Consider the following 15,350-nt stretch of genomic DNA (forward strand, 5'->3'; position numbering starts at 1 on the left):
TTATTAATTTAAAAGGTATGATACGTTTCTTTCAGACCCCACAGAAATCGGTGATTGCCACTGAGGTAAATCACGTACTAAGTGAACAGGAAATCAAGGAATTGAACTGGCTTTATGGTGATGCCGCCATGCTGGATGCAGAGCAACTGGATGGATACTTCGTTGGTCCGCGCCGTGAGATGGTGACACCATGGTCGACAAATGCCGTTGAGATTACACAGAATATGGGCCTCAGCGGCATTTCTCGTATAGAAGAGTATTTTCCCGCTGCCACTAAGGACGCTGAGCACGACGAAATGCTGCAGCGTATGTATAATGGCTTGAATCAGGACATCTTTACTATCAACATAAAGCCTGAGCCTATTAAGTATGTGGATAATCTGGAGGAATATAACGAGCAGGAAGGTCTGGCTCTGAGCCCTGAGGAAATAGAATATCTGCACGGACTGGAGAAGAAGAACGGACGTCCATTGACCGATTCTGAGATCTTCGGTTTTGCACAGATCAACTCTGAGCACTGCCGTCATAAGATCTTCGGTGGTACATTCATCATCGATGGTCAGGAGATGGAGTCAAGCCTCTTTGCAATGATTAAAAAGACTACACAGGAGAATCCTAACAAGATTCTTTCGGCTTATAAGGATAATGTAGCTTTTGCACAGGGACCTGTGGTTGAGCAGTTCGCTCCAAAGGATCAGAGTACCAGCGACTATTTCCAGGTAAAAGATATCGAGAGTGTTATCTCGCTGAAGGCTGAGACACACAACTTCCCCACAACCGTAGAGCCATTCAATGGTGCCGCTACTGGTACTGGTGGTGAAATCCGCGACCGTATGGGTGGTGGTGTTGGTTCATGGCCTATCGCAGGTACAGCTGTTTATATGACTGCTTATCCACGTCTGACTGACGATGACAAGCTGACACGCGACTGGGAGGATATCCTTCCTGTTCGCCAGTGGCTGTATCAGACACCTGAGCAGATTCTGATTAAGGCTTCGAATGGTGCTTCCGACTTCGGAAATAAGTTCGGTCAGCCACTGATCTGCGGTTCTGTACTTACCTTCGAGCATCAGGAGCCCAATGATACCAAGTATGCTTACGACAAGGTAATCATGCTGGCTGGTGGTGTAGGTTATGGCACTAAGCGCGACTGTCTGAAGAAGGAGCCTCAGAAGGGCAACAAGGTGGTTGTAGTTGGTGGTGATAACTACCGCATCGGTCTTGGAGGTGGTTCTGTATCATCAGTTGATACAGGTCGCTACAGCAACGGTATCGAGTTGAACGCCGTTCAGCGTGCTAACCCTGAGATGCAGAAGCGTGCCTACAATCTGGTTCGTGCCCTCTGTGAGGAGGATGTGAACCCCGTTGTTTCAATACACGACCATGGTTCAGCCGGACACCTCAACTGTCTCTCTGAGCTCGTTGAGGAGTGCGGTGGTGAGATTGATATGACCAAGTTGCCTATCGGCGACAAGACCCTTTCAAGCAAGGAAATCATTGCCAACGAGAGTCAGGAGCGTATGGGTCTGCTCATCGACGAGAAGCATATCGAGCATGTACGTAAGATTGCTGAGCGCGAGCGTGCTCCACTGTATGTAGTTGGTGAGACTACTGGCGATGCTCACTTCTCGTTCAAGCAGGGCGATGGTGTGAAGCCATTCGATCTGGATGTGGCTCAGATGTTCGGTCATTCACCCAAGACTATTATGAAAGATAATACTGTAGAGCGTCACTATAGTGATGTAACCTACAGTCAGGATAAGATTAACGAGTACCTCGACCGTGTGCTTCAGCTGGAGGCTGTGGCTTGTAAGGACTGGTTGACTAACAAGGTCGACCGTTCGGTAACAGGTAAGATTGCACGTCAGCAGTGTCAGGGAGAGATTCAGTTGCCTCTGAGCGACTGTGGCGTTGTAGCCCTCGACTATCGTGGTGTGAAGGGTATCGCCACAGCACTGGGTCATGCACCTCAGGCTGGTCTGGCTGATCCTGCTGCTGGTTCTGTACTTTCTGTAGCTGAGGCTCTCACAAATATCGTATGGGCTCCACTCGCCGAGGGTATGGATTCGCTGAGTCTTTCTGCCAACTGGATGTGGCCTTGCCGCTCTCAGGAGGGTGAGGATGCCCGTCTGTATGCTGGTGTAAAGGCGCTGAGCGACTTCTGTTGCGACCTGCACATCAACGTACCAACAGGTAAGGACTCGCTGTCGCTCTCTCAGCAGTATCCTAACGGCGAGAAGATTATCTCTCCAGGAACAGTGATTGTATCTGCTGGTGGTGAGGTTTCTGACATTAAAAAGGTGGTAAGCCCTGTATTGGTTAACGATAAGAATGCATCACTTTATCATATCGATTTCTCGTTCGACGAGCAGCGCCTTGGTGGTTCTGCTTTCGCTCAGAGCCTGGGTAAGGTAGGCGACGATGTGCCTACTGTAAAGAATGCCGAGTACTTTGCCGATGCCTTCATGGCTGTTCAGGAGATGATTAACCGTGGATGGATTATGGCTGGTCACGATATCTCTGCCGGTGGTTTGATTACCACGCTGCTTGAGATGTGCTTCGCTAACACTAAGGGAGGTATGCACATCAACCTGCACGACATCTGTGCCGATGGCGATGTTGTTAAGGCTCTCTTCGCTGAGAACCCTGGCGTAGTTATTGAGGTAAGCGATGAGTACAAGCAGGAGTTCAAGGACTTCATGGAGGAGCAGGGCATTGGCTATGCTAAGATTGGTTATCCTGTTGAAGATGCCCGCACTATCGTTGTGAAGGCTGGTGATGCAGAGCATACATTCGACATCGATGCTCTCCGTGATACATGGTATAAGACTTCTTACTTGCTCGATCGCAAGCAGAGCTTCAATGGTAAGGCTGCCGAGCGTTTCACTAACTATAAGAAGCAGCCTATCGAGATGCAGTTTAATAAGGACTTCACTGGTAAGTTGGCTCAGTATGGTATCTCTGCCGATCGCCGTCAGCCTTCAGGTATTAAGGCTGCCATCATTCGTGAGAAGGGTACCAACGGTGAGCGTGAGATGGCTTACTGCTTGTATCTGGCTGGTTTCGACGTGAAGGATGTGATGATGACCGACCTGATTTCTGGTCGCGAGACTCTCGAGGATATCAACATGATTGTATTCTGCGGTGGTTTCTCTAACTCCGACGTACTTGGTTCGGCTAAGGGTTGGGCTGGTGCCTTCCTCTTCAATCCTAAGGCTAAGGAGGCACTCGATAAATTCTACGCTCGCGAGGATACCCTCTCATTAGGTATCTGTAACGGTTGTCAGCTGATGGTTGAACTTGGCTTGACTGGTGCTAAGGGTGCTAAGATGCTGCACAACGACTCTCATAAGTTCGAGAGTGAGTTCATCTCGCTGAGCATTCCTCAGAACAACAGCGTGATGTTCGGTTCACTGAGCGGCAACAAGCTCGGTTTGTGGGTTGCTCATGGCGAAGGAAAGTTCTCACTGCCCGAGGCTGAGAGCGCTTACAACGTGATTGCTAAGTATAACTATGCTGGCTATCCTGCTAATCCTAACGGATCCGACTATAATGTAGCTGGTATCTGCTCTGCTGATGGTCGTCATCTCTGCATGATGCCTCACTTGGAGCGAGCCGTATTCCCATGGCAGAACGCCTGGTATCCTGCCGATCGTCGTCAGGATGAGGTTACTCCATGGATTGAGGCCTTCGTCAATGCACGTAAATGGGTGGAGGCTCACAAGTAAGTGAAAAGTTTACAGTGAAAAGTGAATAGTATTTATTGGGAATCATTTAAGACCTTCTTTAAGATTGGCATATTCACCCTTGGCGGTGGATATGCCATGATACCTTTGATAGAGGAAGAGGTAGTGAACAAGAAACAGTGGGTGTCAAAGAACGAGATGCTCGACCTGATAGCCATTGCCCAGAGTTGTCCTGGTGTATTTGCTATCAACATCGCCACCTTTATCGGCTATAAGTTGCGCAAGACGCGTGGCGCCATCTGTACTACACTTGGAACGGCTTTGCCTTCGTTCCTGATTATTCTGGCTATTGCCATGTTCTTCAGTCAGTTTAAGGATAATAAGGTGGTGGCAGCTATGTTCCGTGGTATCCGTCCTGCGGTGGTGGCCTTGATTGCTGTACCGACCTTCCGTTTGGGACAGCGGGCTAAACTCAACTGGTACACCATATGGATTCCTGTGGCTTGCGCCTTGGCTATTTGGGCCCTTGGCATTTCGCCAATCTATATTATATTGATAGCAGCTGTTGGAGGCTATATCTATGGCAGAATAAATAAGACTTCGTGTAATTCGTGAAATTCGTGGCTGAAATATGATTTTCGTTAGTTTATTTATCACATTCTTCGAGATTGGCCTCTTCGGCTTTGGTGGAGGTTATGGTATGCTTTCACTCATTCAGCACGAAACAGTTGAGGCACATCACTGGCTTTCAACGTCGGAGTTCACAGATATAGTGGCTATCTCACAGATGACACCTGGACCTATCGGTATCAACTCTGCCACGTATTGCGGCTATACCGCTATTCATAATGCTGGTTATGGGCACCTGATGTCCATTCTTGGTTCGGCAACGGCAACCTTTGCTCTTGTGTTGCCATCGTTGGTATTGATGATCTTGATTAGTAAGATGTTCATGAAGTACATGAATACCCCATTGGTACAGTCGATATTCACTGGTCTGCGTCCTGCTGTCGTAGGTTTGTTGGCTGCTGCCACCCTGCTGCTCTGTAACAAGGAGAACTTCTCTTCACCTTATGAGAATCCTTGGCAATTCGGTATCAGTTGTGCGCTCCTTGTTGCCACTGCATTTGGCACCGGCTATCTCAAGATCAACCCTATCCGTATGATTTGCTACGCTGGTTTTGCCGGATTATTGCTTCTTTATTAACGGGCAGTCAGGGCTTGGACTTGTGCGGGCGTCAACTGACCAGAGTTGATGAACTGCTGCATGATATCATAGAGTGTGTGTTCCATCTGTTCTGTGATGGTATAGTCCCATGTCATTGCCTCTTCTATGCTGACACGTACGCCACCTTTGTTTTGACTGTTGTCCAAGCAATAGAGTGTAACGTCGGGATGTTCCTCCAGCAAATAGGCAATGCGCCCTTTGAACCGAGGATAGCAATACACGTAATAGTAGTAGCTCATGGCGCGGTTCGACCTGATGAGGCGGTTTATCATGTTCGTAAAGCCTGTCTTCGGATCATTGTGCACAAAGATGATGCTGGCTTTAAAACCGCGGTCTTGCACCATCTTTAGACGTGTCTCAAATGATGGGATACTGATGAAAGCACCATCGTACACCAATCCGGCGCTACTTGCCAACGCCTTTAGGTTTGGATTATTCCGTAAAGCAGTCGATTTGCCTGCAGCTGTCGACCCCATCATAAAAAAGATGGTCTTATTGTTTTCAGCTTCGGCACGATCTATCAGCTTGATGAGTACCAGACTGTCTATCTGCCTGCTTGCCATAATATAATCGGTAACGTTCAATCCGTTGTAGCCTATGCATTTCAATTCCTCACGTACAATGTCTGGGTCAAGAATGTTGTCACTCTTTAATAGATACGAATCTGCTAACGAGTCCAGATGCTCGCCTACCCATTGATAGGCAGCATTACCAGTGATGATATGATGGACAGAATCGGCATTCTCATAAGTATTGGTACTCATGTTTCCTGCCACAGCCCAAACCTGGCAAAAAAGCAGTTGTGCTATAAGGATTTTTCTAAAGATAGATTGCATAGGCATTTGATATTTATTGTCTTTCGTCTGCAAATATACAACTTATTTTGATATAAACGAAGAATAATTGTTTTTTTTCGCATATCACCTTAATTGTTTAATAAAACCTAATATAAACAGATGTGGTAATGCAATTATAGAAAAAAGTTCTATTTTTGCATCATATAAACAGACTGAATGATGAAATTACTACTTGTATCAATGGTTTTGGCCCTCTTTTCTCAGAGTGTTCATGCACAGGAGGACTTTGTGAAAGGGGCTGATGTGGGATTCCTCACTGGTCAGGAAAAACATGGTGTGAAGTTTCATGACCGTAATGGTAAGGAACGTGACTGTTTAGAACTGCTGAAGAACGATTACCAGATGAAGGCCATCCGCATGCGTGTGTGGGTAAACCCACGTGGCGGTATGAACGATAAGCATGAGTTACTGGCTATGGCTAAGCGTGCCAATGCGTTGGGGATGGATCTGATGGTGGATTTCCATTACAGCGATTCGTGGGCCGATCCTGCCAAGCAGCCCATCCCCGAGGCTTGGAAAGATCATAGTTTCAAGCAGATGAAGAAGGATCTGCGCGAACATACCATTGATGTGCTTTCGCTACTCAAGGCTAATGGCATAGAGCCACGATGGGTACAGGTTGGTAACGAGACGGCTAACGGTTTACTCTGGCCCATGGGGCATATTGAACAGAATCCCAAACAGTATGCCGGCTTTATCCGTGCTGGTTACGATGCTGTGAAGCAGGTGTTCCCTCACGCGATAGTCATCGTACATCTGGACCGCGGCCACCTGCAGAGTCTTTATGATTATAATCTGGATATCGTGAAAAAGTATGGTGGTAAGTTTGATATGATAGGTATGTCGCTCTATCCTTACTGGGCTATGCAGGATCATCCAGAATTAAATCCTGATGGGATTATTAGTGATTGTATAGCGAATATCCGTCATTGCAGCGAGAAATACGGTTGCGATGTAATGATTGTAGAAACGGGTTTTGAGGTCGATGAACAACATCCTGAAAAGATGGAAGAGGGGCGTAGACAGCTAACGCGTGTGATTCGCGAGGCTCGTCGTGATACCAAGGGGCATTGTCGTGGGGTGTTCTATTGGGAACCACAATGCCTACCTGGTGGCTACAAGCTTGGCGCCTTTAACAGCAACGCCGCACCTACAGCCATCATGGAAGCCTTTGTTGAATAGAATGTAACGTTATTGTGCTACAAAAGTGGTGATACTACGGGGAGGCAATAATTGCTTTCCCGTTGTTTGTCCTATGGGTTTCAGTGTTTCGCCTGATACATCCGAAGTGCGATACATCTGCCATTGGACAGTTTGCTGATTTGACAGGTTGAGGCTGAAATCCTGCATCTGGTTGCTATAGTTGATGACTACAGCCACCCATTTGCCATCGACATTCTGATAGGCAGAACACATCACGCCATATGGATTGAATTCTGCCGATGAGGATACCTCGTAGCGGGTGGCACCAGGACGGATAAAACGACTGTAGTTGCCCAAAGCCCACATCAGACGAGAGTCAACGGCATAGCCGCTCTTCATATGGTCTGAGGTGTAGACTCGTATGAGTCCATCCTTGTAATCCTCGCCCACAGAACGCCACCACGACCAGCTTTCGGCATCGGCAAATACCAAGTCGTGATGAATCACACGTGCTACGTAAAGGGCTGTTTTCATCGAGAAGTCGTAGCCACCGCCGCCACCTATCTCCTCATCATTGCCCATAATACATAGTTCTGTCTGCCAGAACTTCAGACCGTATTTAGCGATGGTATCGCGTAGCTGTTCGCGAATTTCTCTCATATAAGGTACTGGGGTGTTGGTCCAATAGCTGTGCCCAACCATCAGCCGAGGCACATTGGGTACATTGCCCAGATAGGTCTTTGTACTGTCTTTCGAGAAGAAAGTGCGTATCTGATAGCCACGCTCCCAGTTCGTCTCGTGAGTTGCTAAGAGACAGCGTAGATCGCTCGACTCATCGACAATAATCTGGGTAGTAAGACCTTGCTTTTTAAATGCCTTTCCGGTTTCACGTATCAGTCGGGCAATCTCTCGGTTGGTGGCAGGCGAACCTTCCTGTTTAGGACCAAGCCAGTTCCAGTGACCATCAGGCTCGTTGACAGGGCAGAGATAATCAAAATGGATGCCATCGTGTTCCTCTATGCCTTTAACGGCTGTTGCCATAAATTTGGCAAAGTCGTCATAACAGTCATCCTTCAGATTGATGGTACCACCTCGTCCGGTATTTGTTGCCAGACCATTCTGCGTGAAATATACGGGGGCAGAATTCATGAAGGCCAGGAAATGGGGTACTCCACGCTGTTGTGCCATCTTCAGGAACTTACGTTGTCCTGGTTGCTTAGTCCAATCGTATGACCCCTCCTTTGTTAAGAAGCACTCCGTACGTGTTCCGGGTTGTATCTGTGAGTCTTTACCCTGTTCGGCACTGCCTGTTCCTAAATTGAAACGCCATACCGAAAGACCGATACCTTTGGGCTTACCCTGGGCATCGTTTTCGAGTGAGAAAAGCCAATCGGCAATCTTCTCTTGCTCTGTTTGATCATCCCAAAGACCGATAAACTGCATCGACCATGCATCAGAAGCACCAAAGTGCAGAATTTTCTGACGTGGCTGACTGACTTCAATCTTAAAGTCTGTTGCGTGACATACAGAGGCCACTGTAGCCAGAGCTAATAACCATTGATATCTCATTTTACAATGTATTTCTTACCATTCTTAATATAAATACCCTTTTGTGGACGGCTTATCAACTGACCATTAAGAGAATAGATTCTATCGTCGTTTCTATTGTTGACTCTTACTTCACTTATGCCAGTTGAGTTGCCAAGGGTTGCAACTACAGTGACCACCGAACGAGCTGGTATTTCCAGATTGGTGGCATCGTTAAGCGATGAAACCAATTGTAAGTCGTGCTCCTTGTCAGTGACATAGGTCTTGATACCATCAATAGACTTGTCTGTCAGAGTAAGTCCAATCTTACGACTGGTGCGATTCATGTTAACCATGACTGTTACTAAAGTCTTTCCATTGGGCGACAACCACGATGAGCCCATTAGTGCGTTCATCTCATCGGCGCCGCTCACGTCAACACGCTGATAGCCGGGACGGATGAAACGACTGTAGTTTCCAAGTACCCAGAGGTTTTTGTCGGCTGTCAAAGTACCTCCTTCTTTTATATCACCATAACTCTCCTCACCAGTGTCGCCCTTGGCATTCATGCGAATCAGGTAGAAACGGTTTTTCTGACTGTATTTCTCTTGTGCGAATGATGTCCAGTACGACCATCCTGACATGTTGCCATAGTTCAGGTCGCAATAGATCAGTTTGCCCATATAGAGGGCGATATCCATCTTGGTTGCAGCTTCGTAGCTGGCGGGAAAACCTGCAGAGGTAGATGGCGCTGTATCAAGCATCGACCACTCTGTCTGTATTACTTCAAGTCCGTACTCGTTGGCGGCATCACGCACTTCTTCACGGATGTTCTTTAAATCTGTGTTGTTAGTGAATGTCCAGTAGCTATGACCTGCTACTACCTTTGCTAACGAGGGTAAGTCACCGATATAAGTCGAACTGCCACTCTTGAAGAAGGCATTAATCTGATTCGAAGCCCTGCCTGTGCCGCTATAGAGCAGATCCCATGAGCTGGCTTCAGGAATTAGGATCTTGGTAGTGAGCTCGCGATCCACAATGCTCTTATTGAGTTCTTTAGCTAACTTGGCGATGTTTGCATTTTCCCATGGTGAACCCTCCTGACCGTCTTTCCATTCAAATCGAGGTTCATTGACTGGGTCAATATAGGTCACGTTGTAACCCTCATCCACGAAATGCTTGGTGGTTGTTGCTAAGAATTCAGCAAAGTCGTCGTAACAGTCATCTTTCAGATTGCACGATAAATCCTGTCCGTTTGTGTTTGCTTTTCCGGTTTTTGTTTGATAAACAGGGGCAGAGTTTGAGAATAGCAGGAAGTGGTCGACACCATAGTCCTTAGCTTGTTTCATGAACCACTGCTGACCATTGCATTTGGTCCAGTCATAGGTGCCGTCCGACTTTAGGTAACACTCTGCTCGTCGTGTCTCGTCGTCGATATTGCTATTGGAACCCTGTTCTGCGGAACCTGCTCCGATGTTGACACGCCAACATGACAGACCGATACCTTCTGGATTGCCATCGCCGTCCATCTGCTGACTGAATAGCCATCGAGCAGCTTTCTCTTTCTCTGTAGTGCTGAAATAGTCACTGATGTACTTTGCTGTCCAACAATCGCTGGCACCAAAGTCTTGGACGGTCTGATAGGTCTTGCTCAGGTCAATCTTGACCTCAGCAGGAGGTAGGGCTTCACCTGCGCCTAATGAGATGTCATCAAAACAATAGGTAGCTTCGCCCCAACCAGAACGTGGGTCACTCCAGTTGCAGCTTAAAACAATATAGATGGTTTTCAGGGTCTTTCCGACAAAGTCTGCCAGATCAATGCTGATACGCTCCCACGTCGCATCGGCAGATAGCTTGCCGATATAGAGTTGATGGGCTTCTTCATAGCCGTTAAAGCCTATACGCATATCCTTGGGTTGAATAGAACGGTAGGCCAGCATTGTGAGAATGCGATTTTCATCACTGATGACTACTGGTTCTTTCAGATCAAGAATGATAAAGTTTTTCTGCCAGTCGGCATCTGCCTTGTTGGTTGCTCCGACACATTTGTCCGAGGTGTTGAGTCCCGTCTTCGACGGGTTGTCCATCACGGATGGCTTCACAGAGAAGAGACTCCCCTGATAGTCCTTGTTGATTTTCAGATTGCCCGCAGTGCCGTCTTCAAAATCGGCAAGGAGCGTTGTTTGTGCACTGGCGATGACCGACATCATCAGCCCAACCAGAAATATCAGGGAACGTCTCATCTCTTATAAAGCTTTTGTTATATTAGTTATTATTTGTATCCAGGGTTTTGTTTAATGCTACCATTCGACATGGTAATCTCTGAGTTTGGAATGGGGAACAACAGGTCGCGTGTCTCATCGAAGCTAATACCTTTGTCCGAAGCCTCATTCTGGTTCGAGATTTCCCACTCGTCGGTACTCTCAACAGTATTATAACGTACGAAGCTACCATTGGCGCCCATGACGTTGCAGATAGCAGGCTTGCCGTTATCGTCCTTCCAACGACGGAGGTCGAACAGACGGTTGCCTTCCAGAGCCAACTCTAAACGGCGCTCCAAACGGATAGCATCGCGCAGTGACTTGCCAGTAGAAGTAACGGGATCGAGGTTTACACGATCACGTACCTGATTCAGTGCCTTCTGAGCTTCTGTATCATGACCAAGTGCATTCTCCACCTCGGCCTTCATCAGCAGAACATCAGCATAGCGCAGTACACGATAATTCAAAGGAATGTGAGCTGCATCGTATGGCGATGGACGACGGTCAACAGGGATATAGAGTTTCATGTTGGCACGAGCACTCTTATGTTTGCTTGGTGAAATGATATAAGGATTGTCCTCATTCCATGTAGGATCACCAGGCACTTCTGTCTGACCATGACGCATGATAGTGTACTTCAGGCGGATATCGTCGTCAGCATCTTTGAAGGCCTTCTCCAAATTACTGGTAGGACCGCCCCATGACCATCCTGAGTCATCGCGAGAACCGGTAACAACAGAGAAACGCTCACCAACACCGTAGCGAGTGTCGTCATTGGTCTGGAATTCGAAAAGTCCTTCCTTACTATTGTTATAGTCCATGCTCCATACCTTAGCAAAGTCGTCGAGTAGCTCATACTCACCGCTGCTGATAACGGCATCAAGCTGTGTCTTGGCCTCATCATACTTCTCTTGGTAGAGATAAACCTTGCCCAACAAACCCTGAGCTGCGCCTTTTGTAGCGCGGCCCATGTCGGCCGCAGCATATTGTGAACGGAGTGGTAGAGCGGCAATCGCATCCTTCAGATCCTGCTCAATAAAAGCATAGGTCTCTGTGTCTGTGGCACGTTCAATGCCCTGAATCTCGCTTGGCATTTTCAGACCATCAATGATGGGCATGCCACCAAAATTGCGGAGCAGATCAAAGTACATGAAGGCACGCAGGAACTTGGCCTCGCCAATCAGACGGTTCTTGTAGCTCTCGTCATTAAATGTTACCTCAGGAATCTTCAAGATGGCAATGTTGCACTGCAAGATGCCTTTCCAACGATACTGGTAGAAATTCTGAACGGCGTTTCCACCCTCGATGGTGTTACCTGTGTAATGCGACAGAGGCTTGTAGTCGCCAGGCTCCTGTGTGGTGTTACCCATCCACTCGTCATCAGTACACATGTCAACCAGTCCATAGTGCTTATAGATCTGCCACCAGTCGTCGCAAGCCAGATAGGCGTAGCAGCCTACCACCTGGTTAGCACATTCATCCTCAGTGGCAAAGTAGTTGTTCATATCCTGCTGTCCCAAAATAGGCTCTTCAAGGAAACTCGAGCAGCTGGTCAGCGTAAGTCCTGCGGCTAATGTCAAGCCAAATAATATCTTTTTCATATCAGTATTCCTTTTAAATAATTAGAAATTGAGGTTTACGCCCAGCAGGAAGGTGCGTGGGTTTGGATAGCCTGTCCAGTCGATACCAGCCTCTGTGACACTACCCATGGCTGCTGTTTCTGGGTCCATGCCGCTGTATCCTGTGATGGTGAAGAGGTTCTGGGCCGACAGAGAAATGCGGGCAGTCATCTTCGGACCAAGGATGTTCTTGGGAAGTGTATAGCCAATCTGGAGTAGCTTCAGACGCATATAGCTACCGTCTTCAACAAAGAAAGTTGAAGGCTTGTTGTGGTTGCCGTTAGCGTCGTTTACAGAGAGGCGGGGAACATCTGTATTGGTGTTGTCTGTGCGCCAGGCCTTATCATATGTGCCGGCAATCACATTCATACCATCGGTACCGAAGTAGCGATCCTTATTCAGATTGTAGATATCGTTGCCGAAGGTTCCATAGAACTGAGCTAGTAAGTCGAAGTTCTTCCATGAAGCATTCAGGTTGATACCCAGCATCAGGTCGGGGAATGGGTTACCGATATATGATTTGTCATTCTCGTCAATCTTGCCGTCGTGGTTGATATCTTTGTAACGGAAATCACCAGGCTGAGCGTTAGGCTGCATCAGTTCACCATACTGACTGGTGTAAGAGCGAACCTCTGTCTCGTTCTGGAAGATGCCATCAACGGTGTAGCCATAGAACTGAGAAATCAGCTGACCGGCCTCGTTGCGGATGATGTTATCGCCATTGTGGCTACCTGTGTAGATATAGTCGCCGTTCAGGGTGATAGCCTTGTTCTTGACGCTTGAGAGGTTTACGCCTACGCCATAGCTGAAATCGCTCACTCTATCCTGCCAGTTGATACCAAGTTCCCAACCGGTAGCGCGCATCTCTCCTACATTCTCCCACATCTGACCGTTCCACATGGGGTAGCCCAGCAAGAGCAGGTTATCCTTCTTCATCAGCATGTCGTGGCTGGTTTTGCGGAACCAGTCGGCTGTAACACGCAGACGACTCTGCAGGAAGGCAGCATCGATACCGATGTTGTAATCCTCAACAGTCTCCCACTTCAGCTTCTGGTTTCCAATACCGCTCACCTGTGAACCAACTATAATCTGGTCGCCCAGTACATAGCGCATGGTGCCGATGCTGCTCAGATAGGCTGAATTGTCGATATTCTGGTTACCAACCTTACCCCATCCAAGACGGAGCTTCAGGTCGTCAACAATGTTCTGCTTTTTCATGAACTCCTCGCCGGTAATACGCCATGCAGCGCTGACTGCGGGGAAGGTGGCATACTTATTACCTGTAGAGAACTTAGAAGAACCATCGACACGGATCGAAGCTGTCAGATAGTACTTTTCAGCATAGTTATACATCACACGACCGAGATAAGATATCAGACTGGTGTATGAGTTGTAACCGCTGGCATCATCGTCGGCAGTACCTGCACTCACATAGCGCATGGTCTCTACATTCGAAGGAATATCATAGCTGGTTCCGTAGAGATTATAATACTGGAAACGCTCCATGGTATAACCTGCCATCAGATTCAGGTTGTGCTTCTGATTGAAGGTCTTCATGAAGGTCAGTGTATTGGTCCAGTTCCAATCTACATTGTTGGCATAGGTACGAGATGCCTGGTTCCGGTCAGCCTTCTCCAGATTGTCGATAAAGAAGTTGGGTGTGAACGAATCGGCCATATTGAATCGGGCATTCAGACCGAACTGTGTACGGAAAGTCAGTCCCTCAATCGGTGTGATAGCGATATACGGTGTAGCCAGAAGACCATATTCGTCGGCACCTGCATCCAGACGGTACATAGAGGCAACGGGGTTCCACTCCTGATTGTTGTTAGAACGGGCATAGTTGCTGTACTCATTGCTGGTCCACTGCTCTTTAGGCAGCATCACATTGGTAGTGGGGTCCATGCTCATCACTGCACCCATCAAACTTGGGGTGTTGTCCCAGTTCTCATAGCGTGGAGTCAGGTCGATACCGGCCTTTACCATCTTGTTGAAGTTGTACTCCATAGAGAAGCGGGCAGAGAGCTTCTGCCAGTAACCGGTCTTATACTGAGAGTTCTGGCGATAGTAACCAATGTTTGATGAGTAGATGAACTTATCGTTACCGCCAGAGAATCCAATGTTGTAATTCTGCTGGATAGCTGCTTTGTTGAATACCTCGTCCCACCAGTCGGTGCTGCCACCTCCCTTGAAAGGAGATACCTGACCGTCGTTGGTGTAACGGGCGTTGTAAACCTTTTCGTATTCTGCGGCATCAGCGATGTCGGGCTTAGAGAGCGTCTGAATACCAACGGTGGCAGAAGCTGTGAACTTTGTTACGCCAGCAGCTCCTTTTTTAGTTGTGATCAGAACCACACCGTTCGAAGCACGAGTACCATAGATGGCACTGGCTGAAGCATCCTTCAGAATCTGCATCGACTCGATGTCATTCTGGTTCAGGAAGTTGATGTTGGTGCCTACGGGCATTCCGTCAACAACGTAAAGAGGGTCAGAACCATTGATGGTCGATACACCGCGGATGATGACGCGTGGGGTGGCTCCTGGACTACCGGCACCAGTTACCTGTACACCGTTTACTTGTCCCTGGAGGGCGTTCATCACGTTACCTGTTGACAATTTCTCCAGTTTCTCGCCCTTAATAGCTGAAATACTGCTGGTCAGGTCGCCTTTCTTGGCTACACCATAACCGATAACTACAACCTCGTTCAGGTCGTTGGTCTCGTCTTTAAGTATCACGTTAATGGTTGTGCGACCATTAACGGCCTGCTCTACAGTCTTGTAGCCGATATATGAAAATACCAGTGTGGCATTCTTGTCGACAGACAGCTGGTAGTTACCGTCATAATCAGTAACTGTACCATTGCCAGCTCCTTTCACTTTTACCGTTGCACCAATAATAGGTTCATTGGTGGCTGTCTCGGTTACTGTACCTTTCACCGTGATGTTCTGTGCCTTCGCAGCCAGTGCAACAACGGCAATTAGCATGGTTAATAAATATCTTTTCATATCGAATAGTCTTTATATTAATA

The 15,350-nt window shown here is 47.7% G+C and carries 9 protein-coding genes; 4 read left to right on the forward strand and 5 right to left on the reverse strand.

The window, feature by feature from the left end; genetic code table 11:
• Nucleotides 1-17: 17 nt before the first annotated feature.
• From purL to T491_RS0104945, 3 genes are read left to right on the forward strand one after another with little or no spacing between them, the layout of a single operon-like run.
• A complete protein-coding gene (purL, locus tag T491_RS0104935) occupies nucleotides 18-3,728 on the forward strand; it encodes a phosphoribosylformylglycinamidine synthase (RefSeq protein ID WP_028902902.1) in 3,711 nt (1,236 codons plus the stop codon).
• 30 nt (nucleotides 3,729-3,758) lie between these two features.
• A complete protein-coding gene (locus T491_RS0104940; RefSeq protein ID WP_028902903.1) occupies nucleotides 3,759-4,301 on the forward strand; it encodes a chromate transporter in 543 nt (180 codons plus the stop codon).
• 16 nt (nucleotides 4,302-4,317) lie between these two features.
• Entirely contained in the window at nucleotides 4,318-4,893 is a 576-nt protein-coding gene (locus T491_RS0104945; protein ID WP_028902904.1) for a chromate transporter, read from the forward strand.
• On the opposite strand, the gene T491_RS0104950 is transcribed toward T491_RS0104945, so the two are convergent.
• Nucleotides 4,890-5,678, reverse strand: a complete 789-nt coding sequence (locus tag T491_RS0104950; protein WP_028902905.1) for a hypothetical protein — start codon at nucleotides 5,676-5,678, stop codon at nucleotides 4,890-4,892. The genes T491_RS0104945 and T491_RS0104950 overlap by 4 nt on opposite strands.
• A gap of 249 nt (nucleotides 5,679-5,927) precedes the next feature.
• On the opposite strand from T491_RS0104950, the gene T491_RS0104955 reads away from it, so the two are divergent.
• Nucleotides 5,928-6,953, forward strand: coding sequence for a glycosyl hydrolase 53 family protein (locus T491_RS0104955; RefSeq protein WP_231480180.1), 1,026 nt, complete (start codon nucleotides 5,928-5,930; stop codon nucleotides 6,951-6,953).
• Between the two features lie 9 nt (nucleotides 6,954-6,962).
• Here T491_RS0104955 and T491_RS0104960 read toward each other — a convergent pair whose 3' ends face one another.
• The 4 genes from T491_RS0104960 to T491_RS0104975 are packed head-to-tail and all read right to left on the reverse strand — an operon-like array spanning nucleotide 6,963 to nucleotide 15,327.
• Entirely contained in the window at nucleotides 6,963-8,483 is a 1,521-nt protein-coding gene (locus T491_RS0104960) for a glycoside hydrolase family 30 protein (RefSeq protein WP_028902907.1), read from the reverse strand.
• Nucleotides 8,480-10,684: a glycoside hydrolase gene (locus tag T491_RS15715; protein ID WP_081773244.1), complete on the reverse strand. Its 2,205-nt coding sequence runs from the start codon at nucleotides 10,682-10,684 to the stop codon at nucleotides 8,480-8,482. Before T491_RS15715 ends, T491_RS0104960 begins: the two co-directional genes overlap by 4 nt.
• Before the next feature lie 29 nt (nucleotides 10,685-10,713).
• Nucleotides 10,714-12,303, reverse strand: a complete 1,590-nt coding sequence (locus T491_RS0104970) for a RagB/SusD family nutrient uptake outer membrane protein (protein ID WP_028902908.1) — start codon at nucleotides 12,301-12,303, stop codon at nucleotides 10,714-10,716.
• A 21-nt stretch (nucleotides 12,304-12,324) separates the two neighbouring features.
• Nucleotides 12,325-15,327, reverse strand: coding sequence for a TonB-dependent receptor (locus T491_RS0104975; RefSeq protein ID WP_028902909.1), 3,003 nt, complete (start codon nucleotides 15,325-15,327; stop codon nucleotides 12,325-12,327).
• Between the last annotated feature and the right edge of the window lie 23 nt (nucleotides 15,328-15,350).

The sequence above is a fragment of the Prevotella sp. P6B4 genome (assembly GCF_000619985.1).
Classification (GTDB): Bacteria; Bacteroidota; Bacteroidia; order Bacteroidales; family Bacteroidaceae; genus Prevotella.

Bases quoted from the DNA above. Each gene is read 5' to 3' on its own strand.
- T491_RS0104945 (WP_028902904.1), top strand. From the start codon at position 4,318: ATGATTTTCGTTAGTTTATTTATCACATTCTTCGAGATTGGCCTCTTC.
- T491_RS0104970 (WP_028902908.1), bottom strand. From the start codon at position 12,303: ATGAAAAAGATATTATTTGGCTTGACATTAGCCGCAGGACTTACGCTG.
- T491_RS0104950 (WP_028902905.1), bottom strand. From the start codon at position 5,678: ATGAGTACCAATACTTATGAGAATGCCGATTCTGTCCATCATATCATC.
- T491_RS0104960 (WP_028902907.1), bottom strand. From the start codon at position 8,483: ATGAGATATCAATGGTTATTAGCTCTGGCTACAGTGGCCTCTGTATGT.
- purL (WP_028902902.1), top strand. From the start codon at position 18: ATGATACGTTTCTTTCAGACCCCACAGAAATCGGTGATTGCCACTGAG.
- T491_RS0104955 (WP_231480180.1), top strand. From the start codon at position 5,928: ATGATGAAATTACTACTTGTATCAATGGTTTTGGCCCTCTTTTCTCAG.
- T491_RS15715 (WP_081773244.1), bottom strand. From the start codon at position 10,684: ATGAGACGTTCCCTGATATTTCTGGTTGGGCTGATGATGTCGGTCATC.
- T491_RS0104975 (WP_028902909.1), bottom strand. From the start codon at position 15,327: ATGAAAAGATATTTATTAACCATGCTAATTGCCGTTGTTGCACTGGCT.